At 30.8% G+C, this 23,249-nt stretch carries 26 protein-coding genes; 15 read left to right on the forward strand and 11 right to left on the reverse strand.

Features of this window, described 5'->3' with window-relative positions:
- Window positions 1-71 precede the first annotated feature (71 nt).
- Entirely contained in the window at window positions 72-461 is a 390-nt protein-coding gene (locus ACKVOV_RS14110; protein WP_409207393.1) for an SPOR domain-containing protein, read from the forward strand.
- 114 nt (window positions 462-575) lie between these two features.
- On the opposite strand, the gene ACKVOV_RS14115 is transcribed toward ACKVOV_RS14110, so the two are convergent.
- From ACKVOV_RS14115 to trmB, 3 genes are all read right to left on the reverse strand, one after another.
- Window positions 576-908, reverse strand: coding sequence for an MGMT family protein (locus tag ACKVOV_RS14115; RefSeq protein WP_409207394.1), 333 nt, complete (start codon window positions 906-908; stop codon window positions 576-578).
- Window positions 909-910: 2 nt separating this feature from the next.
- Complete coding sequence (locus tag ACKVOV_RS14120) at window positions 911-1,552, reverse strand: LysE family transporter (protein ID WP_409207395.1); 642 nt, start codon at window positions 1,550-1,552, stop codon at window positions 911-913.
- A 79-nt stretch (window positions 1,553-1,631) separates the two neighbouring features.
- Window positions 1,632-2,306 carry a tRNA (guanosine(46)-N7)-methyltransferase TrmB gene (trmB, locus tag ACKVOV_RS14125; protein WP_409207426.1) on the reverse strand — a complete coding sequence of 225 codons (675 nt, stop codon included), beginning with the start codon at window positions 2,304-2,306 and terminating at the stop codon, window positions 1,632-1,634.
- Between the two features lie 719 nt (window positions 2,307-3,025).
- Here trmB and ACKVOV_RS14130 point away from each other — a divergent pair.
- From ACKVOV_RS14130 to ACKVOV_RS14195, 14 genes are all read left to right on the forward strand, one after another.
- A complete protein-coding gene (locus tag ACKVOV_RS14130; protein WP_409207396.1) occupies window positions 3,026-3,508 on the forward strand; it encodes a hypothetical protein in 483 nt (160 codons plus the stop codon).
- 193 nt (window positions 3,509-3,701) lie between these two features.
- Entirely contained in the window at window positions 3,702-4,448 is a 747-nt protein-coding gene (locus tag ACKVOV_RS14135; RefSeq protein WP_409207397.1) for a hypothetical protein, read from the forward strand.
- Window positions 4,449-4,635: 187 nt separating this feature from the next.
- Entirely contained in the window at window positions 4,636-6,024 is a 1,389-nt protein-coding gene (locus ACKVOV_RS14140) for a serine hydrolase (RefSeq protein WP_409207398.1), read from the forward strand.
- 197 nt (window positions 6,025-6,221) lie between these two features.
- On the forward strand, window positions 6,222-6,839 hold the full coding sequence (locus tag ACKVOV_RS14145) for a hypothetical protein (RefSeq protein ID WP_409207399.1): 618 nt from the start codon (window positions 6,222-6,224) through the stop codon (window positions 6,837-6,839).
- A gap of 184 nt (window positions 6,840-7,023) precedes the next feature.
- Window positions 7,024-7,911, forward strand: coding sequence for a hypothetical protein (locus tag ACKVOV_RS14150; protein ID WP_409207400.1), 888 nt, complete (start codon window positions 7,024-7,026; stop codon window positions 7,909-7,911).
- 190 nt (window positions 7,912-8,101) lie between these two features.
- Window positions 8,102-8,641, forward strand: a complete 540-nt coding sequence (locus ACKVOV_RS14155; RefSeq protein WP_409207401.1) for an NADPH-dependent FMN reductase — start codon at window positions 8,102-8,104, stop codon at window positions 8,639-8,641.
- Between the two features lie 109 nt (window positions 8,642-8,750).
- Window positions 8,751-9,596 (forward strand): alpha/beta fold hydrolase, encoded by an 846-nt coding sequence (locus ACKVOV_RS14160; RefSeq protein WP_409207402.1) that lies wholly within the window; start codon window positions 8,751-8,753, stop codon window positions 9,594-9,596.
- Window positions 9,597-9,601: 5 nt separating this feature from the next.
- On the forward strand, window positions 9,602-9,748 hold the full coding sequence (locus ACKVOV_RS14165; protein ID WP_409207403.1) for a hypothetical protein: 147 nt from the start codon (window positions 9,602-9,604) through the stop codon (window positions 9,746-9,748).
- Window positions 9,749-10,222 carry an RNA polymerase sigma factor gene (locus ACKVOV_RS14170; protein WP_409207404.1) on the forward strand — a complete coding sequence of 158 codons (474 nt, stop codon included), beginning with the start codon at window positions 9,749-9,751 and terminating at the stop codon, window positions 10,220-10,222.
- Window positions 10,212-10,802: a hypothetical protein gene (locus tag ACKVOV_RS14175; RefSeq protein WP_409207405.1), complete on the forward strand. Its 591-nt coding sequence runs from the start codon at window positions 10,212-10,214 to the stop codon at window positions 10,800-10,802. The genes ACKVOV_RS14170 and ACKVOV_RS14175 overlap by 11 nt, the downstream gene beginning before the upstream one ends.
- A gap of 251 nt (window positions 10,803-11,053) precedes the next feature.
- Entirely contained in the window at window positions 11,054-11,761 is a 708-nt protein-coding gene (locus ACKVOV_RS14180; protein WP_409207406.1) for a DUF6090 family protein, read from the forward strand.
- 244 nt (window positions 11,762-12,005) lie between these two features.
- The gene (locus ACKVOV_RS14185) at window positions 12,006-13,253 is read left to right on the forward strand and encodes a T9SS type A sorting domain-containing protein (RefSeq protein WP_409207407.1); all 1,248 of its coding nucleotides are present in this window, start codon (window positions 12,006-12,008) and stop codon (window positions 13,251-13,253) included.
- Window positions 13,254-13,401: 148 nt separating this feature from the next.
- A complete protein-coding gene (locus ACKVOV_RS14190) occupies window positions 13,402-14,223 on the forward strand; it encodes a UDP-2,3-diacylglucosamine diphosphatase (RefSeq protein WP_409207408.1) in 822 nt (273 codons plus the stop codon).
- Between the two features lie 40 nt (window positions 14,224-14,263).
- A complete protein-coding gene (locus ACKVOV_RS14195) occupies window positions 14,264-15,322 on the forward strand; it encodes a glycosyltransferase (RefSeq protein WP_409207409.1) in 1,059 nt (352 codons plus the stop codon).
- Between the two features lie 55 nt (window positions 15,323-15,377).
- On the opposite strand, the gene phoU is transcribed toward ACKVOV_RS14195, so the two are convergent.
- The 8 genes from phoU to ACKVOV_RS14235 all read right to left on the reverse strand — a co-directional run bounded on the left by phoU (window position 15,378) and on the right by ACKVOV_RS14235 (window position 23,151).
- Entirely contained in the window at window positions 15,378-16,040 is a 663-nt protein-coding gene (gene phoU, locus ACKVOV_RS14200) for a phosphate signaling complex protein PhoU (protein ID WP_409207410.1), read from the reverse strand.
- A 33-nt stretch (window positions 16,041-16,073) separates the two neighbouring features.
- Entirely contained in the window at window positions 16,074-16,832 is a 759-nt protein-coding gene (pstB, locus tag ACKVOV_RS14205) for a phosphate ABC transporter ATP-binding protein PstB (RefSeq protein WP_409207411.1), read from the reverse strand.
- Between the two features lie 26 nt (window positions 16,833-16,858).
- Entirely contained in the window at window positions 16,859-17,803 is a 945-nt protein-coding gene (gene pstA, locus ACKVOV_RS14210) for a phosphate ABC transporter permease PstA (protein ID WP_409207412.1), read from the reverse strand.
- 3 nt (window positions 17,804-17,806) lie between these two features.
- Complete coding sequence (pstC, locus tag ACKVOV_RS14215; RefSeq protein WP_409207413.1) at window positions 17,807-18,997, reverse strand: phosphate ABC transporter permease subunit PstC; 1,191 nt, start codon at window positions 18,995-18,997, stop codon at window positions 17,807-17,809.
- A 91-nt stretch (window positions 18,998-19,088) separates the two neighbouring features.
- The gene (locus tag ACKVOV_RS14220; protein WP_409207414.1) at window positions 19,089-19,922 is read right to left on the reverse strand and encodes a phosphate ABC transporter substrate-binding protein; all 834 of its coding nucleotides are present in this window, start codon (window positions 19,920-19,922) and stop codon (window positions 19,089-19,091) included.
- 19 nt (window positions 19,923-19,941) lie between these two features.
- On the reverse strand, window positions 19,942-21,279 hold the full coding sequence (locus tag ACKVOV_RS14225) for a porin (RefSeq protein ID WP_409207415.1): 1,338 nt from the start codon (window positions 21,277-21,279) through the stop codon (window positions 19,942-19,944).
- 126 nt (window positions 21,280-21,405) lie between these two features.
- Entirely contained in the window at window positions 21,406-22,464 is a 1,059-nt protein-coding gene (locus ACKVOV_RS14230; protein ID WP_409207416.1) for a sensor histidine kinase, read from the reverse strand.
- Entirely contained in the window at window positions 22,465-23,151 is a 687-nt protein-coding gene (locus tag ACKVOV_RS14235) for a response regulator transcription factor (protein WP_409207417.1), read from the reverse strand.
- Between the last annotated feature and the right edge of the window lie 98 nt (window positions 23,152-23,249).

Consider the following 23,249-nt stretch of genomic DNA (forward strand, 5'->3'; position numbering starts at 1 on the left):
TTTATTCTAAATAATATTTTTTGAAATGTTTAAGTAGTTAAAATGTATTTTTGCCTAAAAATATATTCATTATGAGAATCTTAAGTTTTAAAAATTGCTTTTACAGCATCACTTTATTTCTAATTTCATCTTCAAATTCTTTTTCACAAGAGGCAAAAAATTCTATTTCACAAGATCCTAGATTCGAACAACTTTTAAACGAAAAAAGGAAAATAAACTCATCGATAACAATAAATGATCGATTTAAAATTCAAATTTTTACTGGAGAAAGTGAAACTAGTAAAAAAGCATTGACAGATTTTAGAAAAGATAACAAAAATACTGACGCTACAATAGTTTTTAGCACGCCAATATATAAAGTTTGGGTTGGAAATTACAAAACTAGAATAGAAGCCGAAAATAAACTTCAAGCATTAAAAAAGAAGTATCCAAATGCTTTTTTAGTAAAACCTAATAAGTAAAAATTTTAAAATTTTAATTTTTCTTGTATGTACTTAAATGCCTTATATGGTTTAGATCTAAACCATATAAGGCATTTAAGTACATATTAAGTTTATCTTCTTTTTTGTGTGAATTTATTTATCAAAGTCAGGCTCCCAGAAAACGGTATCAAAATTTTGAATTTGATTATCGATCACTACAATACCTTCGTTTTCTAACAATTGTTGCATAAGATTTGTGCCTTCAAAATGATGCTTTCCTGTAAGTAATCCTTTTCGGTTTACCACTCTGTGCGCAGGAACATCTTCGAGATTATGAGCAGCATTCATAGCCCAACCAACCATTCTAGCAGAACGAGCTGTACCTAAAACTTTTGCAATAGCGCCATAAGAAGTGACTTTTCCGTAAGGAATTTGTCTTACAACGACATAAACTCTCTCGAAAAAATTATCACTTGCTACTAACATATTTACAATTTTAGATAATATTTTAGGATATGATACAAAGCCGTAATTGCAATAGTTCCTGTAACCAAACCAATTATGGTATTCATATTCTTGACGATATAATCGGTTTTTGATTCTATTTTTTTAAAAAAAGCTATATAACTATAAAAAACAGCAAAAGAACCCAAAACAACACCTACTACAAAACTATATATTGAAACTGTATTGAATGTAAAATAGCCAAATGAAGCCAAACTTATACTTGCAAAAACGTAATAAGGGATAGGTAAAAAATTAATAGCCGATATGAACATCCCGAAGAAAAATCTGCTTTTTTTGCTTTTTATCTTCAAATCGTTTTTTGCCTTTTTCTTAGGCTTCTTTGCAATTAATAAAAAATAAATTGTTAAGCAGGAAAAAACTCCAAAACCTATCTCTCTTAATAAAATTACAACTTCTTGGTGTTCCGATATATATCCAGCAAAAACAAGCGCAACTAATGTTTGAAAAAAGACTACAAATAAAGCACCTGCTGTAAACAACATTGCCCTTGTTTTTCCGTCTTCGGTGCTAATTTTAGCTACCGTCATATTAATTAGACCTGGCGGAAAAACCCCAACTAACGCAGTTATAAAACCTAAGAAAAGTGGTATGATAATGTTCATCTATTTTTTAAAATGTAGATTTTTAAGCTACTGTTTAGACTTCCCAATAAACTTTTAATACAAATTTTGTTACCAGTAACTATTTAATCTTAAAACGAATATACGTAATAGATTTGTTTATTTCCAAATATTGCTTTTCGTAAAATGTTTGGATTTCGGTTACTTCTTCAGGCGAACCTTCGTTTGTATATACATTATGATTGGCATACAAAACTTCGTGACCTTCTCCGTGCAATAGTCCTAATGTATAACCATGCATAAATTCGGAATCTGTTTTTAGATTCATAATACCATCTGGTTTTAAAATCTTTTTATACAGTTGTAAAAACTCAGAATTGGTCATTCTATGCTTTGTTCGCTTGTATTTTATTTGTGGATCTGGAAAAGTAATCCAAATTTCATCTACTTCATTTTCGGCAAAAATATGGTTTATCAGTTCTATTTGCGTACGAACAAAAGCTACATTGTGAAGACCAGTTTCGACCGCAGTTTTTGCACCACGCCAAAAACGAGCTCCTTTTATATCGATACCCACAAAGTTTTTATTTGGAAATTTTGCGGCCAATCCAACAGAATATTCCCCTTTTCCGCAACCTAATTCTAAAACAATTGGATTGTCATTCTTAAAAAAATCTTGATTCCATTTTCCTCTTAGTGCAAATGCGTTCGACACTACTTCCTCACGAGTTGGTTGAAAAACGTTACCAAACGTTTCATTTTCTCCAAACCTCTTTAATTTATTTTTACTTCCCACGTCTTCACTTAATATTTTGGCAAAAATAGGAAAATATAAATCAATAGATATAAACTTATGATAATGTTTGTGTAACCCGTTGGGCACCATTATTTAGATTACAAAAAAAATGGAGTTTAATATTTGGTAGCAATATAATCTAACTGGCTCTTGATGCCTTCTAGTTTTAATAATTGTTTGGTCTGATTGGCTAAACTGTATTTTTGAATTCCTGTTATGGTTTAATGCTTTATTATTTTAGATAGCCCGCCATCATTTCTTGCGATAGCCTAAGTTGGTCTCAAAGTAGTTGTGTTGTTTTCATGTTGTGATAATTTTTTAAAAAAATTATATTTTATCACAACGTTGTGATAATTTGATGAAAAATTATTTTTATATCACAAAAAAATACCCCTTCATAATAATTATGGTTTCTACAAATAACAAGTACAAAATCATGGCAACAAATAAAAATCCCGTTTGGTGATTTATAAAATAAAAGCGTTATTTTTGAGAAGTAAAAAACAAAAAAGTAGCGCAAATCTACCCGAATTTAGGTGTATACACGCTACTTTATAGCGGCTACATACAAGTTAGAGCGAAATGCGCCTTCCAGCCCACTTCGCTCTAACGACAAGCGCACTTCGCCTAACTAGCGCTTTGCAAAAGCAAAGCCGCCGCAAAGCGCGCTTGTCGTTGTGCGTCAGTTTCAAGCAACAGAAAACCGAAAATAATACTAAATGAAATATCTAAATTTAATACTTTTCTCAATTGTTTTTTCTTTTACAAGTTTCGGACAAGAGAAAAACAATATTTACAAAAAGCAAATTGATGAGATTGATGCTCAAATAAAAATAATTGATTCAAATTCCCAAAAATATGTTGAAGATTACGACATAAAACCAATTAAAAATATCGAACTCGAAGAACGAAGTTGGGAAGCATATTATTTGAAAAATAATGAAAAAGAACCTCTAAGAATAAAGTATAATGAATTTAGCCCTAAAAAAATAATTGGAATTATAATATATTACACAAATGGAGAAATAATCTTTGCTGAATATTGCGAAAAATATAAAAAGAGTAAAAAAATAATAGTGAGAACAAAATTTTATTTTAATAATTCAAAATTGATTTTTAAAACAAATAATAAAAATTCAAAATTTGGTTTAAAAGAACTATTGAATGAAGAAAAATTAATTAAATCAGGTTTTATAAAATAATTCTCTTAATTGAAAAAAATAATTTAATTAAAAAACCGAACGCACAACAGGCGTTTGGCAAGATTGCGAATTTTGTTGTAAGTTCACGTTTACGTTTCGCAAGAATTTTTATCTTTAACAGAAAATAAAAAGTTCCGAAGTTCGCAACTGACGAGAAGCGGCGGAACGTTAGCGATAATTTTAAAAACAAGTCATGAATCAAATATTACATTTTTTCGATAGTAATCCTTTACTAAACATAATATTCTTCATCCTCTCAATTGTAAGTATTATTTTGGCTTTTATATTTTATTTTAAATCAATTCGAAATAAAAAGCCTATTTACAATATAGAAACAAATAGATTAGTTAGTAACAATCTAACTTCCTTAAGCAAGATTGAAATTAAATATAATAATTCTCCTGTGAGCAATTTATCTGTAACTAAAATTGCTTTGTGGAATAATGGAAAAGAATCAATTCGCAGAAATGATATTGCATCTAGTGATCCAATAATAATTAAAACCAAAGACAATGTTTTGCTTTATGATTTTGAAGTTGTTTATGAAAAAGCAGTGAATGTAATTGTTGTTGAAAAAGAATCTGAAAATAGTTTGAAAATTTCTTTTGAATTCCTTGATTTCAATGATGGTGTTGTTCTAAATATATATCATAGTGGTAATCGAAGTGACAACATTAAGATATCAGGAACATTAATTGGTTCTGAGAAAATTTCTCAAGCCGTGATTAAAGATTATATTTCTGATAAATTTGATATCATATCTAATCCGGTGAATTATCTTGTAAATAGTGAAAAAAAAATATACAGATTTGTTGGCTGGACAATAGCTGCTCCAATAACTTTTATAATTATATTTCCTCTACTCCTAATCACTCTACCAACAGATAAAGTTTTAGAGTTTTTTCATAAAGTCCCAAAAGAATATAAATTTTCTGATTAAAAAACTATCGCTAACATTGGTTTTGCTCAATTGCTCGTCTGTTGCTAATGGAAACAATAATTTTCTTAACTTCGTTTAACGGTTGTGGAAAATAAAGCGTTCTAAAAGTGGCAACTGAAGAAAAGCCAAGGGACGTTGGTGGTAATTTTGCGAGACATCTCCCTACATTAATTACAACAAATAAAAAATGAAATTAACAATTACAATCGGACTTCTCTTAATTGGACATCTTACATTTGGACAAGACAGAATTCAAAAAATTGACAGTTTACTCAATTCTCTTTATTCACAAGAGAAAATTAATGGAAATTTTTTAATTGCAGAAAAAGGGAAAGTTATTTATAGCCATAGTTTTGGACTTGCAAACGAAACAACAAAAGATAAATTGAACGAAAATTCGATTTTTGAATTGGCATCTTGTTCAAAGCAGTTCACAGCTATGGGGATAATGATACTTAAAGAAAAAGGGAAGTTGAATCTGGACGATGACATCAAAAAATACTTACCCGAACTTTCTTTTTATAAAGGTGTAACTATAAGAAACTTATTAAACCATACTGGAGGTCTACCAGACTATATGGCGCTTATGGATAGTTTATTTGACAAATCTAAAATTGCCACTAACAAAGACATAATTAATATATTTAGTACCCATCAACCAAAAATATTATTTGAGCCAAATACTAAATGGGAATATAGCAACACGGGTTATGCACTATTGGCTTCAATAATTGAGAAAGCATCGGGTTTGACATACGCTGACTATCTAAACAAAGCTATTTTCCAACCGTTGAAAATGAAAAACACCTTTGTTTACAATCGTAGATTATCGCCAAAAAAAATTGACAATTATGCTTTTGGCTATGTTTACTCAGATAGTTTGAAAAAATATGTTTTACCAGACGAATTGGAAGAAACTAAAATTGTTATTTGGCTTGATGGTGTTGTTGGAGACGGAGGAGTTAATTCAACTGTAAAGGATTTATTGATTTGGGATAGAGCATTATATACCAATAAATTACTCACAAAAGAGGGAATGAAAGCGGTTTTTGAATTAGCAACTTTGAAAGACGGAGCTAAAAGGAATTATGGTTTTGGTTGGGGAATTGAAAACAATGCTGATTTTGGAAAAATTGCAAACCATGATGGGGGTTGGCCAGGTTATGTAACTTTTATCGATAGACATATTACAAATGATAAAACAATAATAATACTTCAAAATCACAGCAACGTTTCAATTCCTTCTAAAGCAATTAGAAATATTCTATATAATAAACCATTGCCTGTGCAAAAAATCAGAAAAGAAATTAGTATTACTACTGAAGAACTTCAGAAGTTTGTTGGGACTTATGAAGTTGAAAAAGATTATGAAATCAAAATTTCATTAGATAAAGACCAGCTTTTTTCACAATTGACAGGACAAAAGGCGTTCCCAATATTTGCAGAAAGTGAAATGTTATTTTTCTACAAAATAGTAGATGCACAAATTCAGTTTGAAAAGAACGAAAAAGGAGAAATTTCAAATTTGTTTTTATTACAGAATGGAAAAAAGATAGAAGCAAAACGGACGAAATAAAAACATCACCCAACACACGCTACAAGCAATTTGGGTATTAGGCTTAATTTGAAGTTGATTTTGTATTTGGAAGATTTACTTCGTCTATTCGCTGTCGCTCGGGTGGCAAATCCGAAAATAGGGCTTAATTTAGTGCCAAACCGGCTGTAGTAGCGGGACGTTATAGCCAATTTTAAAAACCAAAATGCTTTACAAGAATGTATAATGAATGGTTAGAAACTAAGAAACAATTCAGAACCGGTCTAATTATCTCATCAATTATTGTCTTTGCGTTGTTAATTTGGCCTGGAAATAAAATTGACACTTCTCAATTGGAATTTATTAAAGAAACAGTTATTCTCGATTCTAAACCAATTTTTGACGAAGAACGTCACGGAAAAAGTGGGACTGAATATTTCGTCAAACTAAACTTTAAAGGTTACACTCAAGAATTTAGAATTACTGGAATTGACTATAACTTTTTGAAGTATGAAGATTTACTAAAAATTAATTCAGGAGACACATTGGAAATAGGAAGAACTTCTAATAAAATTCATTCATTAGCAAAAAATGGTATTGACTACCTTAACTATACAAAAGCCGAAACTAATCGTGGATTAAGTATTTATTTTTTGGGTTATTTATTTATCCCAATGATTCCAATTTGTTTAATTGTTCAATTTTTCAAGAAAAGACCATATTATAGATTTAACAATAAGTCTTATGAAGTTCCTTTTGATATAATCACTATTCTGATATTCATAACTACTATAATTATATTACTATATATAATGCCTGAATTTCAAGTAATTTCAAATGGTGAATTTTACAAATAATAGATATAAAAACTGGCTATAACAGCGGTTTCAAGAAATGGCGAGGCTCGGGATTTATTTGAAATCAGAAAGGTTTTTAATTTAAAGTTTTGGTTATATTTGTAAAGGCTGGTCTTGGTTTATAGCCACTTATTTAAGCCGCGAAACGTTATTGGCAACCTTAATCGAAATAAATTAATAACATATGAATTGGAAAAGAGTACATTTTTATTTACACACATTTTGTCGCTATTTTTTGGCTACTATGATTTTGTCTTATGCATTTGCAAAAATTTTAGGGACACAATTTACTTCACAACCTTCAACTTATGACCAGCCAATTAGCTCATTAAGTGGATTTAACTTGACTTGGTACTACTATGGGTACTCATTTTGGTACGGGATTTTTATTGCAATATCACAGATTGCGAGTTCTCTCCTCTTATTGTTTAGAAAAACTACAAGAATTGGTATAGTTCTTTTCCTTTCATTTATGGTAAACATCTTATTGGTTGACTATGCTTATGACATACAAGGAGCAAAAGGAATGGCGACCACAATGACCATAATGGCATTATTCATTTTTTTTTCAGAATATCAATTATTTATTAAGTATTTCCTTGAAGAACCTCCATTATTTCAAGACTTTGAAAGTCCGAATTGGATAAATAAAAGTAGAAAAGCAAAGTGGATTTATATTCCAATTATTTTTATCGGGCTTTTCTTTGGGCTTTCTACACTTAAATCAAAATTTATGACTAAAAATCAATTTTACGGAACTTGGCAAAATACGGATACTAACTCAAAATTTAAAAACTTTAATTTTGAGTTTGCAAATACTTTTAAAATTAATGGTGTACATAATATAGACAAAATTGCCAATGGACAATATTCATTTGCAAACGACACTCTAACACTAAAAACTTATACCAAAGAATATGAGGCTTTTTTAAATAACGACAAAACAAACGCGATATTAAGTCCTGACACAACAAAAATGGTTACCTTGATAAAAGGGAAATACCATTTCAACAAAAATGTATTGACAATTCAAATTGACGCAAATAAAATAGAATTGAAAAAAGTGAGATGAAAAAAGGCAGCCACTAACACAAGCTACGAGCAATTTGGGTATTAGGATTAATTTGAAATTGTTTTTGTATTTGAAAGATTAGGCAAATCCGAATGTTGGGCATAATTTAGTCCCAAACTGCGTGTAGCGACGTAACGTTAGTAGATATTTCAGAACGAATCTCCAAACAGACAGGAATTTACAGAATTACATGACAAAGAAGAAAAATATATTAGCAATTATAGGAAGTGCAAGTTCAAACTCTACTAACTTAAAACTTGTTGAAAAAATTGCAAGTTTAACTAGCAAAGAATTTAGCTTGACAATTTATAACGACTTAAAAACTTTGCCACATTTTGACCCAGAACTCTCGTCAGACAATACACCAAAAAAAATAATTGAATTTAGAAAAAGCATTGACCAAGCAGACGGAATAATTATATGCACACCAGAATATGTTTTTAGTATTCCGAGTGGTTTGAAAAACGCAATCGAATGGTGTATTTCGACAACAATATTTTCGAACAAACCATGTGGACTTATAACAGCTTCGGCAAGTGGACAAAAAGGACACGAAGAATTGCAACTCATTATGAAAACAGCGATGGCGAAATTTACAAACGAAACGACTATGCTTATTCAAGGGGTGAAAGGAAAAGTTAACGAACAGGGCCAAATTATTGACAAAAACACATTGGAGAATTTGACAAAATTTGCAAATGCATTTTGTACTTTGGTTGATAAGAATTAAAATAAACTATTTAAAATATTGATTTTCTATTATTTAAAATTATTTTAAATGTTTTTGTAACATTTTGGATATCCTCGTATCTAAAAGACGAACAAAAAAAATAATCAAAATGAAAAAAATCAAATTCTTAATCTTACCATTTGTATTTACATTTATAAGTTCAATGGTTTTTGCACAAAACAAGTCCTATCCATTTGAAGTTAAAATTAGCGGAAAAGGAAAACAATCCATCATTTTTATTCCTGGTTTTGCAAGCTCTGGAGAAGTCTGGAACGAAACAAAATTAAATTACGAAAAAAAATTTACTTGTTACACACTAACAATGGCGGGATTTGCAGGCGTAAAACCACAGCCTAATGCCTCCTTTACAAATTGGGAAAGCAGTATTGCCAATTACATTAAAGAAAACAATATTGAAAAACCAATTATAATCGGTCATAGTATGGGCGGTGGTTTGGCATTAGCAATTGCTTCAGATTATCCGGATCTTATTAAAAAAATTGTAATCGTTGATGCACTTCCATGTTTACAAGCACTTTCAAATCCATCTTTTAAATCTAGTGAAAATCCAGATTGTTCTCAACTTGTAAATCAAATTACTTCACAAACAGAAGATCAATTTTATCAAATGCAAAAGAATTTTATTTCAAGTCTCGTAGCTGACACTTCAAAACAAGAATTAGTTATTAGTTGGAGTGTAAATTCTGACAGAAATACATTTGCAGAAATGTATTGCGATTTTACTAATACCGATTTAAGACAAAAAATTGAAAATATAAAATGTTCATCATTAATTTTATTAGAAGACTCTTTTAAAACTATAAAACCAGCTATAGAAGAACAATACAAAAACCTAAAAAATGCCAATTTCCAATATTCAACTAAAGGATTTCATTTTATAATGTATGATGACAAAGAATGGTATTTAAACCAATTAAATAACTTTTTAAATTAATTACAATGAAAAAATTAAATCATTTTATACCAACTAAACAAGGAATCATTATTGGAGCCGCAGTTGGAATAGCAACAAAAAATATTGCCGTAGGTATTATTCTAATTTTAATCTTTAGCTTAGCGTCTAAAATAAAATTAATCAAACGATAAATGCAGGTGTTTGAAGAAATATATGAAAGATATTGGCAAAAGATATTTCGGTTGTGCATGGGTTATGTAAACGATCACACCCTTGCACAAGACCTAACACAGGAAACCTTTATAAGTGTTTGGGAACAACTTCCTAAATTTAGAAATGAATCCAGCATAGGAACTTGGATTTTTAGAATTGCTTCCAATAATTGTTTGCGGCAAATTGAAAAACAAAATCGTTTCCCAAAAGCGCAATTGCCTTTAAATTTATCCGAAGAGAAGCAACATAATATTGAACCTCAAATTCAGTTTTTATACAAATGTATTGCTGAACTTCCAGAAATTGACCGTATCATTATTTCACTGGAACTTGAAGAAATAAAACAAGCAGAAATAGCAAGTATCGTTGGATTATCTGAAGCTAACATACGAGTGAAAATTCACAGAATAAAAGAAAAATTAACACAAAAATTTAGCGGAAATGAGCGATAATATAAATTTCAAAGACCTATGGGCTAAGCAAACATCCGTTGTACCCAATCCAGAAAATTTAATATCTGAGATTAAAAAAACAAAACAATACCATTTGAGAAAGCTTATAGTAACAAACATCTTATTAATTGCTACCTCTCTATTTATCATCTTCATTTGGATCCATTATCAACCCCAATTACTCACAACTAAAATTGGAATTATTTTGACTATTTTAGCAATGGCAGTGTTCCTATTTGCTTATAATAATAGCTACTCTCTTTTCAAAAGCGATAAGAACTCACAAAGCAATAGCGATTATTTAAAAGACTTATTAGCCATTAAGGCAAAACAGAAATTTATGGAAACCACTATGTTGAATTTGTATTTCATCTTACTTTCAATAGGAATTGGGTTATATATGTATGAATATACATCCCGAATGAAACCAATTTGGGGATTAGTTACTTATGGAATTACTTTTATATGGATTTTATTTAATTGGTTCTATTTAAGACCAAAGCAAATAAAAAAGCAAAGAGCAAAATTAGACTCCATAATCTCCAAATTTGAAATGGTAAATAATCAACTTAATGGTTGAAAAGCGCATCATATAGATAACTTTTGAGTTAATACAGCTGATTTAATAAATAAACTATCTAATAAACAACGAACCACTAACACCCGTTTTGCGCTATTGCGATTTTTGTGCTTAATTTAAAGTTTGTTTTGTACTTTTGATTTTCAGTGCTTAATCGAAAGTTTTGGCTTCTTTAGCCCGAAACAGTCATAAATCAAGAGAATGTTGTGTGCCATTTTGTGAAACAACGTACAAACTTTAACAAAAACAATATGCAAGAAGAAATAACAAAACATACAGAAAAGATTTACAAAACTATGAAAAATAAAAAACACACTTTGGGAGAGAAAGCGAAAGAAATCATCATAGAAATTTTTATAATTGTTTTTGCTGTAACACTTTCAATATGGTTACACAGTTGGAGTGAACACAGACATCAACAAGAAGAAGTATCCGTATTTCTTGGTAATTTAAAGAATGATTTAAAGGATGACATAGAAAGTATCGACGTTGAAAAGAAAGCATACCAAAAGTCAAACATAGGTTATGAAAAAATTTTAGCATTAACAACTCTCCAACTTGACAGTATTTATAAGTCTAAAAACACGGTTAATTTTCCAATTTATTCACATGGACCAAAAATGAATATTGCTAATTATGAAGGTTTTAAGTCCAGTGGTAAAATTGGCTACATTGAAGACGAAAAATTAAAACAGAAAATCTTAAATTATTACCAAATCTTTGTACCGGCAATTAACGAAGTTGATAAATATTATAATGATTTTCTGTTTAAGTGTTTTGACAAAATGATAGAAAATGCAGATAAACCTGAAGAAAAATTATATTCAGACCCAAAATTTAAAAAGACAATCGAATTTCTTGTCAAACTAGGTAAGAATAACATAAGGGTTTATGAACAAAACACAAAACCAAGGGCAAATGAGCTTATTAAAGAAATTGAAAAAGAGATGAATAAATAAAACAACACGCAACCGGCGTTTGGCAATATGCGGGTTTAGAGTTTATTTAAAGTTGGTCTTGTACTTGAGAAATTGGTCTTTAACCGAAAGTTTAGACTTCCTTAATCCTCAATATCACCAAGCGACCAAACGTTGGTAGTGATTATACTGACGACGACAAATAACAGAACCATATGGCAAATTTGAATGTGTAATTAAACCAAGCAAGAATTTAACAGTCTAACGATTTTATAAAAATAATAATATGAAATCATTTTTTTACATCACACTTTTGGTTGTGTTTAATTCACTGTCTACATTCGGACAAACTTACACGGGACCAATACCAAAACCGACAAGTGGTTATGGTACAGACGGAAGTTACACCGTAGCAACACAATCATTTGCTAATCCAAATTTTTCGGGACACGACATTGTAATTTACTATCCAGCAGGCATTACTTCGCCTGTTCCTACCATATTTTACAGCCACGCTTTTGGAGGTAACAACCCAAATAACATTTCAGGCTTCTTGAATTTTGTTGCTAAAAAAGGTTACGCCGTTGTCTTTGTTCCATATCAAACAACGGGAGTTACTGTTGAAGACCGATACAGCAACTTGCTAAATGGTTTCATTCAAGCTGCACAAGGCTACCCTAACATTATAGACACCACAAAAGTTGGCTTTGTAGGACATTCTTTTGGTGGCGGTGCTTCTTTTGCTAATGCTTACCATTGTTTTACAACACTAAATTGGGGGCAGTCGGGACGTTTTATTTTTGCCATGGCACAATGGTATTCCTACAACATTTCACAAACAGAATTGCAGTCATTTCCCAGTGACGTAAAATTATTGACAATTGTTTATGAAGACGACGTTACAAACGACCAACGTATGGCAAACGACATTTTTAATACTATTAACATTCCTGCATCAGAAAAAGATTATTTGCGTGTAAAATCAAACACTATTAGCGGATACGTTTATACAGCTGACCACGTTGTTCCAAACAATTCAGCTTTTGACGCTTTGGATTATTATGCCTATTACAGATTGTTTGACGCTATGTGCGATTACACTTTCAACGGCAGTATGGCAGGAAAAGACGTTGCTTTGGGAAATGGAAGTGTCAATCAAATTTCTATGCCAGGTGGTTTGTACGATTTGATACATAGCGAAGCACCGACATTTGCAAACGCACAAAGTACTTATCAATTTCCTTGCAGTTCTTCCGAGAATCCAAGATTAGACCATTGCGATGAAGTTCTTTCAACTCCAGAAATAGAAGCAAACATGAGGTTTTCAATGTTTCCAAATCCATCTAAAACAATGTTATACATTGAAACGGACAAAGCAATTTCTAAAATTGACATTTTAAACCAACAAGGACAACTTGTAAAAACAACGAACACAAAAAACATCCCAATCAGTGAGTTGTCAAGCGGACTATATTTTGTAAAAGTCAGTTTTATAGACAACGGTTTAAGAATGGCGAAATTGATAAAAGAATAACTACCGCTAACAGCAGTTTGGCAAGATTGCGAGCTTTGTAGTAAATTCCCCATCACTGCGAGCATCTCAATAGATATAAACTTATGATAATGTTTCAGTAACGTTTACATTACGAAAAATTCTTGTCTTTGTATAAAATATTTTTATTTTGGAAAAAAGAAAACTAGAAATTGTAGTTATTTCAGATGTACATTTAGGAACTTATGGCTGTCATGCAAAAGAATTATTAAGTTATTTATCTTCTATAAAACCAAAAATATTAATCCTTAACGGAGACATCATAGATATCTGGCAGTTTAGAAAATCTTATTTCCCTAAAAGCCACCTTAAAGTCATTCAGAAAATAATATCTCTTAGTACAAAAGGAACAAAAGTTTATTATCTGACAGGCAATCACGATGAATTTTTAAGAAAATTTACCGATCTTCATCTTGGAAACATAAGCTTGCTTAATAAATTAACCTTAGAATTAGACGGAAAAAAAGCATGGATTTTTCATGGTGATGTTTTTGACGCTTCTATTAATCATGCAAAATGGCTTGCAAAATTAGGTGCTTGGGGATATGATTCTTTAATCTTAATTAATAGATTTCTAAATTGGTGTCTAGCAAGAATGAATAAAGAACCTTATTCTCTTTCGAAAAAAATTAAAGACAATGTAAAGTCGGCAGTTAAGTTTATCACTAATTTTGAGAAAATTTGTATAGATTTAGCAATCGAAAAGAACTACGATTATGTTATATGTGGACATATACATGAACCAAAAATCGAATTATTTGAAAATGCTTACGGAAAAACAACTTATTTAAATTCCGGCGATTGGATTGAAAACTTAACAAGTTTAGAATATAATAACAAAAAATGGAAGCTTCACAAGCATATTGCAACTGAAAATTTGCAGGAAAATGATATAGATTTTGAATATGAAACTAAATTAGCGGAGCAATTTATAAGTGTAATAAGTAAATAATTATAAAATCTCTTCCTGATTTTTTGAAAGATTACAAAAAATGAATAAAAATATTTTAGTCGCGCCTCTTAATTGGGGTTTGGGTCATGCCACACGATGTATTCCTATAATTAGAGCATTAGAAACCGAAGGATTCACTCCTATTTTGGCTTCCGATGGTGTCGCTTTAGAAATATTACGTAAAGAATTTCCAAAACTTCAATCGATAGAATTGCCTTCTTATCATATTGAATATCCAAAAAACGGATTGTTTTTTAAACTAAAAATGTTAGCCAATAGTCCAAAAATGGTGTCGGCAATTCTTTCGGAAAAAAAACGCATTCATAAAATAATTAAAGAATATAATATTTCAGGAATAATTTCAGACAACAGATTAGGTGTGCGAAATAAGAAGGTTCCGTCTGTTTTTATCACGCATCAACTAAATGTGATGACAGGAAATACTACTTGGCTTACTAGCAAAATGCATCAATATATTATAAAAAAATATGATGAATGTTGGGTTCCTGATGTAAATACCGTCCCTAATCTTACTGGAAAATTAGGACATTTATCTCAAAAAATTGAAACCATAAAATATATTGGACCTCTGAGCAGACTACATAAAAAATCATTGGAAAAAAAATATGATTTGATGGTTATTTTATCTGGCCCAGAACCTCAACGTACTTTTCTAGAAGAAAAGCTAATCTTAGAATTGGAGAATTACACTGGGAAAATTATTTTTATAAAAGGCAAAATCGAAGGAAAACAAATTCTCGAAACGAAGAATCAAATCACTTTTTATAATTACATGAATTCCGAAGAACTTGAAAACTCTTTCAACGAAAGTGAACTCATTTTATGTCGTTCTGGTTATACTACTGTAATGGATTTAGCGCAATTAGAAAAAAAAGCTTTTTTTATTCCAACTCCTGGGCAATATGAGCAAGAATATTTGGCTAAAAAATATAAAGAAGAAGGATTGGTTCCTTATTCTACACAAGAAAAATTTACAATAAAAAAATTGTCTCAAGTAGATTTATATAAAGGTTTAAAAGATTTTAATACTCGTATAAACTGGAAATCCCTTTTTGAAATTTTCGAAAAACAGAAGTAATAAAAAAACTGACTTTCATTACTAAAAGTCAGTTTCGAATTATAAATATATACTACTAAATTTTAGTTTTTTCGTGCTTTATTGTTTTTGCGTTAATTACAAAATAAATAGATTCTGCAATGTTTGTACAATGCTCACCAATACGCTCAAGATGTTTTAAAGCCAAAATTAAATTGGTTCCAGAACCTACTGCTTTTGGGTTTATCTTCATCTCAGAAATAATATTTTCGATCACTTCCTCAGTTGCTGTTCTAATATTTTTATTTAATGCAAAAATTTCTCCAATAGTTTTTTCTTGCTGAGTTTCGAAACATTCATTCGTTTTTTCAGTTATCAATTCTATATTTTTTGCTATCGATGCAATATTGAATTTTACAATTAAATCATATTTTTCCTTAACATTCTTAGAATTTTTTATAACACTAATTGCTAAATCTCCAATACGTTCTATCTCACTGCTTATTTGCATTGCCGACATAATAAATCGCAAATCTGAAGCTACAGGTTGTTGTAACGCAAAAATATTTTGACAAATTTCATCGATTTTCACATCTAGTTTGTCAATTTTATTTTCTGTTTTCTTAAGTTTTTTTGTTGTTGCATTTGGATCAGAAAGCAAAGATCTCATTGCTTCAACAATCTGATTTTCTGATAAAATACCAATTTTTACAATTACAGTTTTTAATTTTGTTAATTCTATTTCAAGTAATGATGCCATGTGATTTTAGATTTTAGATTGAAAAATTGGAAATTATCCAAATCTTCCTGTTATATAATCCTCTGTTTGTTTTTTTGATGGTTTGGTAAAAATAGATTTTGTTTTATCCATTTCTATCAATTCTCCCAAATAAAAGAACGCCGTATAATCGCTTGTTCTTGCTGCTTGTTGCATATTATGCGTTACAATAATTATGGTGTATTGTTCTTTTAATTGATGCACTAATTCTTCAATTTTTGAAGTAGAAATTGGATCAAGTGCACTCGCAGGTTCATCCATTAATACAATATCTGGACTTACTGCTAATGTTCTTGCGATACACAAACGTTGTTGTTGTCCGCCGGAGAGTCCCATTGCTGAATCTCCTAACCTATCCTTTACCTCATCCCAAATTGCTGCTTGACGCAATGATGTTTCTACAATTTCATCAAGTTGTGTTTTGTCTTTTATCCCGTTTATTCTTGGCCCATAAGCGACATTCTCATAAATAGATTTTGGAAATGGATTTGATTTTTGAAAAACCATACCAATTTTCTTTCTAATATTTACAACATCTACATCATTATCATAAATATTAACTCCTTCCACTAGCATTTCTCCAGTAATTTTAACGCCTGGAATCAAATCGTTCATTCTATTGATACTTCTTAAGAATGTAGATTTCCCACAGCCTGAAGGTCCAATTAATGCGGTAACTTTATTGCGTGGAATTTGCATCGAAATTTCATTCAATGCTTTTTTCTCACCGTAATATAAAGATAATTTATTTACTTCTATTTTTATGTCTTTCATTTCTATTGTGTGTGTTTTGAAAAAACTTAGATTTTCTTTCTTCTAATTCTTGAACGGATTATTACTGCTACAATATTTAACGATATGGTAAGCATTAATAATACTAATGTGGTTGCAAATTGTATAGGCATTGTTTTTTCAACATCGGACGATTGTGTCGACATGATATAAATGTGATAACCTAAATTCATAAACTGATCGCTCACTGATTTTGGTAAAGTAGCTAAATAATATGCTGCTCCTGTAAATAAAATAGGTGCTACTTCTCCAGCTCCTCTACTCACTGCGAGAATTGTTCCTGTCATAATTCCAGAAATAGATTCGGGTAAAACTACTTTTCTTATCGTTTGCCATTTTGTTGCGCCTAAGGCTAAACTGGCTTCACGTAATTCTCTAGGAACTGTCTTTAAAGCTTCTTCGACCGAAACAATAATAACAGGTAATGTTAATAATGCCATGGTTAAACTCGCCCATAAAATATTAGGTTGTCCCCAATGCAATTGCCCATCATTAAAAGTTTTGTCTATTCCAGTTCCAATAAATTGAATAAAGAAACCCAATCCGAAAAGTCCGAAAATTATAGACGGAACCACTGCAAGTGTTCTCACTGAAAACCTTACAGCCGCGGCAAATTTTGAATTTTCGGCTGCATATTCTGTCAAATAAAGTGCCGTTATAGTTCCAAAAGGGACAGCGGCAAGCGACATTACAATTACCAAGATAAATGTTCCTATGATTGCCGGAAGAATTCCTCCTTTTGTCATACCATCGGTTGGAAAAGAACTAATGAATTCCCAAGAAAACATATCTGAACCATTGTAAACAATAATCCCTATAATTAAAAACAAAACGGCAATAATAAGAATCACTGCAGCTAGTGTCGATCCAACTATCAATCTCCCTTTTAAGTCGGAAGATTTAGTATTGCTTGAAAAAAACAAGCTTTTTTCTTCAGTTGTAGTTGTATCCATGATTTATTTACCTTGAATTTTCTTAATTAATTTTCCTTTCACATAAAATTCAGCCAATGCATTTAATCCAAAAGAGAAAATGAACAATAGTGAACCTATAAAAAATAACACACTGTAATGAGTGTCTCCAAAAACAGTTTCTGCCATTTCTGATCCAATTGTTGCTGCAAATGTTCGTACACTTTCAAAAGGACTTGCAGAATTTAATGCTGCGTTTCCTGTTGCCATTAAAGCAATCATGGTTTCTCCAAAAACTCTACCAATTCCTAATAAAATTGCTGCAAAAATCCCTGGAATAGCTGCTGGCAAGATTACAAAAAATGCAGTTTGCCACTTACTTGCGCCTAGAGCTAAGCTAGCTTCGGTATAAGTTTTAGGAACTGCCGAAAGTGCGTCTTCGGATATTGTGTAAATAATTGGAATGGCGGCAAGTGCCATAGCAACACCTCCAACAAAAGCATTTAACCTTGTTTCATAACCAAAAATATCTTGGAAAAATGTAGCCAAAACCATTAATGCAAAAAAACCAATAACTACCGATGGAAATGCAGCTAACAATTCGATAATTGGTTTTATAATTTCTTTGGCTCTTTTTGAAGCAAAGGTCGATGTATAAAGCGCGGCTAAAACTCCCAATGGTCCAGCAAATAACATGGCAATTATAGTAACTTTTAGTGTTCCTATAAGTAATGCGATTAAACCAAATCGTGGATTTTCAGAAACAGGAACCCATTCCGTTGTTAAGAAAGAACTCCAAGTATTGTCTGCTCCTTGATTTTCAGATTCTTTTACTTCTTCGGTAGGTTGTACTTCATCAGCAACAACATCTCCGTAAGTTTCTGGTTTTAATTCTGTTGTTTCGCTTGTTGTTTCTGCTCCATAAACCTCAGGTTTTAATTCCTCAGTTGTTTCTGCTCCATAAACTTCAGGCTTTAATTCTTCGGTAGTTTCAGTTCCGTAGGTTTCTGGTTTTAAATTATCTGAATTGGAAATTTCAGTTTTTGCTTTACTTTCTTTTCCAAAATTAAATATTGGCAATGCTTCTTTGAAAACGAAAATAAAAATTAATACAATTATTGCAATTGACATATAGGCAACTGACGAAATTATCTTTTCGGCTAAAAACTCAGAAAGTCTAAATTGTTTTTTTAGATTCTCTTTAGAAAAATCACTATTTGGAATATTGGTTTTCATTTATTTGAATTGAAAAATCAAAAAATAATTAAAAAAATAAACCCAAAAAATTTTGAAATCTTTTATGGGTTTATTTGAAAATCTTAAAAAATTATTTTACTGGAAAATAACCAACTTGCGATGTGATTTTTTGCCCTTCAGCACTTAAAACCCAATCAATAAATTTTTTGGTTTCACCTGTTGGACGTGTTGCTAAATACATATACAAATATCTGGTAATTGGATATGTTTTATTTCTAATTGTTTCTTCAGTTGCTACAAGAGCTGGGCTATTTGCGTCTTTTTTAACTTTACAATCTTTCACACCGCTGTCAAAAGCTGCTCCACCATAACCTATTCCATTTTTGTCTTTTTTTACAGCATTTACAATCGCTGCTGTTCCTGGCAAACTTTGACAAGTTAAGGCATAATCTTTTTTAATTACGTTATCTTTAAAGTAAACATAAGTCCCTGAACTGTTTTCACGACCGTACAATTTGATGTTTGCATTTGCTCCTCCAACTTGGTTCCAATTGGTTATTTTACCTGAATAAATATCAGACAATTGTTTCAAAGTTAATTCAGAAACTCCATTTGCTTTATTTAAATAAATAGTGATTCCGTCTTTTGCGCAAGCGATTTCAACTCCTAAAGTTCCGTAACGTCCTTTAATTTTCTCTAATTCTGATTGTTTTAATGGTCGAGAAGAAGTGGCAATATCTGTAGACCCATTTATTAATGCGGAAAGTCCAACACCAGATCCTCCTCCTGTAACTTGAATAGCGGTTGTTGGATTTTTTGACATATAAACTTCCGCCCATTTTTGAGCCAAAATCACCATGGTGTCTGAACCTTTTATTGTGATTTTATTTACTGTTGTAAATGAAAATCCAATTGTCATTACGACTAATAAAATTGCTGCTAATTTAATGTTTGATGTTTTCATATAATTTTATTTTAAATTATTAAAATCTTGCTTGTAATCTGATTGAAAAAATATTGTCTTTTTTGTCTTTATTTATAGTTGCATAATCTCCAGCAACCAAATCGCTTTTCTCATTTAATGGCATTGTATACCCTAACACAATTTTGACATTTTCATCATAAAAATATTGCCAAGCAAATGTCCAAGTTTTGTATTTTAAGTCATCAGCTCTAGTTACATTATTTCCTGAAAGTTTAGAGTTCGGGTCGAAACTATCATATCTAATTGCTGCTTGAAGATATTTACCTACATTTTTAGTAAATGAAATATAAAAACCATCAAATTTTCTTACCTTATTTGCATGAAATCCGGCATAATCTTCAAATGGATTAGTCGAACCTGAAATTGTTCCTGAAATATATTCTCCCTTTAGAGAAGTTCCTCCCAGAAAATCATAATAAACTTGAGCTTCTGCTCCAAACCAATCTTTTTTAAGTGTCGCACCAACTGCTGGCGTAAAAGGATTATTGTTTACATCTAAAAAAATAGATGGTGGCGTTACTGGATTTGTTACTGGTTGTGGTAAAACTTTGGTCGAGCCAAAATAACCATGTGCTCCAATATCTATACCCAAACCTTTGCTTGGAAATTGAAAAGAGTAAGTTGCGCGAGCCATTACATCTTTATTACTATCTACATCTCTAACTTGATTTGCAATAGCTCCTTCACCAAAGTTACCATTAAAAATTGCCAATTGCAATTTTAGAGGAAATTCGTATTTCGTCATAAAATTAGCTTCTAACTTTGCTCCCAAATCGCGTTCATTTGGATAAAGTGTAGTTGTCATTCTAGTTCTTTCTAGAAATTCTCGAGTGTTTGATGTAAACTCTACATCATAATTAATCCTGTTAAATTGTCCAACTGTTAATGAATAAGTTTGCATAAACCATCGGTCATTTAAAACCACGTAAGCATCTTTCAAAGAAACTTTATCTACAGCAAAATCAGGTTGCAATACAAATTTCACACCTTCTAGTGTTTCATAAACAAACTTCATTCTAGCTCTACGAATATAAAACGAATTTGTAACTGGTGCTTGCGCTGATGATCCTGAAACTGGTCCTTTATCATCTTGAAAATCATACATATCGTATTGCGCTTGAATATAACCCGATAATTTAATTTTAGTTAATTTTGCCAAATCACTTTCTATTGTAGCTAATCTTTCGTCGATATCGCCAAATTTCATAGTATGTTCGTCTAAACTTTGTTTAAGAGAGTCGATAGAAATCTCTTTTTTAATAGTGTCATTTACTACTTCCTGAGCATTAATCAGAGAAGGAGAAGCGATTAATAATAGTAATACTAGTTTTTTCATCTTTTAGTTGTGCTGTTTTGTGCTGCAAAGATGAAGTAGTAATGTTAAGGAATTGTTAATTAAACATTAAGTATATATAAATCTAATGTTATGAAGGTTTAGCCCTTGTAAATAAAGGGTTTATTTTTAGTTATGTGTCTTTTGAAGTGTAAATGAAAACTCGGAACCAAAACCGAATTTACTTTCTACAAATATTCTTTCGTTGTGGGCTTCGATAATGTGTTTTACTATTGCCAATCCAAGTCCAGAGCCACCTTCAGAACGAGCACCACTTTTATCTACTCTATAAAAACGTTCGAAAAGTCTAGGGATATTTTGTTTTTCTATACCTTCTCCATTATCTTTTATGTTTATTAAAATTTTGTTATTAATAACCTCTTCGATACTTATTTCTGTCGAGCCTCCTGTTTTTCCGTATTTTATAGAATTTTCAACAAGGTTTGTAACTACTTGTTGTATTTTTTCATAATTACCCAAAACCATGATAGCTTTATGATATTTAGAATCGAAAGAAAGCATGATTTCTTTTTTATTCGCTTTCATTTCAAGCAAATCAAACACACCTTGAATTAGACTTACTATATCAAAATTACTCATCTCAATTCTTCCTTCAGATATTTCTAATTTTGCAATTGTATCTAAATCTTCAACAATATATATGAGCCGCTCTACTCCTTTTTCGGCACGTTCTAAATATTTTTTACGAATTACCTTATCTTTCATCGCGCCATCTAATAAAGTCGAGATATAGCCTTGAACTGTAAACAGTGGTGTTTTTAGTTCGTGGGAAACATTCCCCAAAAACTCTCGTCTAAATTCTTCACGATCATTTAACGTTTCTATTTCTCGTTTTTTATCTGTTGCGAATTGTTGTACTTGAGTAGTAATTTGAGACAAATCGCTATTTATTGGCTTGTTTAAAATTGAATTCGTGTCTAAAAATGAGATTTCTTCATATAGCTTTTTTACCCTTTGATAAATAAACTTTTCTGTACGATATTGCATTAAAAAAAGAGCAAAACTAAAAATTGCTAAACTAAAAACCAAAGCAACTAAAATTAGATTACTAGTTTCCAGTTTTATGAAAAAGTAATCTAGTATAAAAACAAATCCTGTTGCAAAAAGGGTAATATAAAATGCTGATATTACAGCAAATTTATATGTTTTTCTAAAATTAAAATTCATTTATAATTCGAATTTATATCCTATTCCTTTAGTAGTTTTAAAATATTCGTCGCCAATTTTTTCTCTCAGTTTTCTTATATGAACATCGATAGTTCTCCCACCAACGACAACTTCAGAACCCCAAACTTTATCGAGTATTTCTTCTCTCTTAAAAACTTTTCCAGGTTTTGAAGCAAGTAAATAAAATAGTTCAAATTCTTTGCGAGGTAAAATAATTTCGAGACCGTCCTTTATTACTTTATATTCTTCACGGTTTATCTCGATGTCACCTATAGTTAGTGTTTCGTTTTTTGGACTTTCATCATCTTTTAATCTTCGTAACAAGGCTTTTACTTTACTAACCAATAATTTCGGTTTTATGGGCTTGGCAATGTAATCGTCGGCACCAGCATCAAATCCCGCAACCTGAGAATAATCTTCATTCCTTGCAGTAAGGAACGTAATAATTACATTGTCTAATTCAGGTACTTTTCTAATAATTTCACAAGCTTCCATACCATCCATTTCTGGCATCATGACATCCATAATTATAAGGTGTGGATTATGCTTTTTTGCTTTCTGGACTGCTTCTTTTCCGTTTTCCGCAGTAAAAATTTGATATCCTTCTTGCGATAAATTATAACCTACAATTTCTAAAACATCTGGTTCATCATCGACAAGTAAAATTCTTATTTCTTTCTTTTTCATATTGAAAATTAGCTTTTTTATGATGTAAATGTAAATATATTTTAAACTAAAAAAATCAAGATTACATAAATTTAATATAGTAACATTTAATTAACATA

The sequence above is a fragment of the Flavobacterium sp. genome (assembly GCF_046153165.1).
Classification (GTDB): Bacteria; Bacteroidota; Bacteroidia; order Flavobacteriales; family Flavobacteriaceae; genus Flavobacterium.

Coding starts and splice junctions, on each gene's coding strand:
- ACKVOV_RS14140 (WP_409207398.1), top strand. CDS start 4,636: ATGAAATTAACAATTACAATCGGACTTCTCTTAATTGGACATCTTACA.
- ACKVOV_RS14180 (WP_409207406.1), top strand. CDS start 11,054: ATGCAAGAAGAAATAACAAAACATACAGAAAAGATTTACAAAACTATG.
- ACKVOV_RS14155 (WP_409207401.1), top strand. CDS start 8,102: ATGACAAAGAAGAAAAATATATTAGCAATTATAGGAAGTGCAAGTTCA.
- pstA (WP_409207412.1), bottom strand. CDS start 17,803: ATGGATACAACTACAACTGAAGAAAAAAGCTTGTTTTTTTCAAGCAAT.
- ACKVOV_RS14120 (WP_409207395.1), bottom strand. CDS start 1,552: ATGAACATTATCATACCACTTTTCTTAGGTTTTATAACTGCGTTAGTT.
- ACKVOV_RS14135 (WP_409207397.1), top strand. CDS start 3,702: ATGAATCAAATATTACATTTTTTCGATAGTAATCCTTTACTAAACATA.
- ACKVOV_RS14230 (WP_409207416.1), bottom strand. CDS start 22,464: ATGAATTTTAATTTTAGAAAAACATATAAATTTGCTGTAATATCAGCA.
- ACKVOV_RS14160 (WP_409207402.1), top strand. CDS start 8,751: ATGAAAAAAATCAAATTCTTAATCTTACCATTTGTATTTACATTTATA.
- ACKVOV_RS14115 (WP_409207394.1), bottom strand. CDS start 908: ATGTTAGTAGCAAGTGATAATTTTTTCGAGAGAGTTTATGTCGTTGTA.
- ACKVOV_RS14145 (WP_409207399.1), top strand. CDS start 6,222: ATGTATAATGAATGGTTAGAAACTAAGAAACAATTCAGAACCGGTCTA.
- ACKVOV_RS14235 (WP_409207417.1), bottom strand. CDS start 23,151: ATGAAAAAGAAAGAAATAAGAATTTTACTTGTCGATGATGAACCAGAT.
- ACKVOV_RS14195 (WP_409207409.1), top strand. CDS start 14,264: ATGAATAAAAATATTTTAGTCGCGCCTCTTAATTGGGGTTTGGGTCAT.
- ACKVOV_RS14170 (WP_409207404.1), top strand. CDS start 9,749: ATGCAGGTGTTTGAAGAAATATATGAAAGATATTGGCAAAAGATATTT.
- ACKVOV_RS14110 (WP_409207393.1), top strand. CDS start 72: ATGAGAATCTTAAGTTTTAAAAATTGCTTTTACAGCATCACTTTATTT.
- phoU (WP_409207410.1), bottom strand. CDS start 16,040: ATGGCATCATTACTTGAAATAGAATTAACAAAATTAAAAACTGTAATT.
- pstC (WP_409207413.1), bottom strand. CDS start 18,997: ATGAAAACCAATATTCCAAATAGTGATTTTTCTAAAGAGAATCTAAAA.
- ACKVOV_RS14130 (WP_409207396.1), top strand. CDS start 3,026: ATGAAATATCTAAATTTAATACTTTTCTCAATTGTTTTTTCTTTTACA.
- pstB (WP_409207411.1), bottom strand. CDS start 16,832: ATGAAAGACATAAAAATAGAAGTAAATAAATTATCTTTATATTACGGT.
- ACKVOV_RS14185 (WP_409207407.1), top strand. CDS start 12,006: ATGAAATCATTTTTTTACATCACACTTTTGGTTGTGTTTAATTCACTG.
- ACKVOV_RS14165 (WP_409207403.1), top strand. CDS start 9,602: ATGAAAAAATTAAATCATTTTATACCAACTAAACAAGGAATCATTATT.
- ACKVOV_RS14220 (WP_409207414.1), bottom strand. CDS start 19,922: ATGAAAACATCAAACATTAAATTAGCAGCAATTTTATTAGTCGTAATG.
- ACKVOV_RS14225 (WP_409207415.1), bottom strand. CDS start 21,279: ATGAAAAAACTAGTATTACTATTATTAATCGCTTCTCCTTCTCTGATT.
- ACKVOV_RS14150 (WP_409207400.1), top strand. CDS start 7,024: ATGAATTGGAAAAGAGTACATTTTTATTTACACACATTTTGTCGCTAT.
- ACKVOV_RS14175 (WP_409207405.1), top strand. CDS start 10,212: ATGAGCGATAATATAAATTTCAAAGACCTATGGGCTAAGCAAACATCC.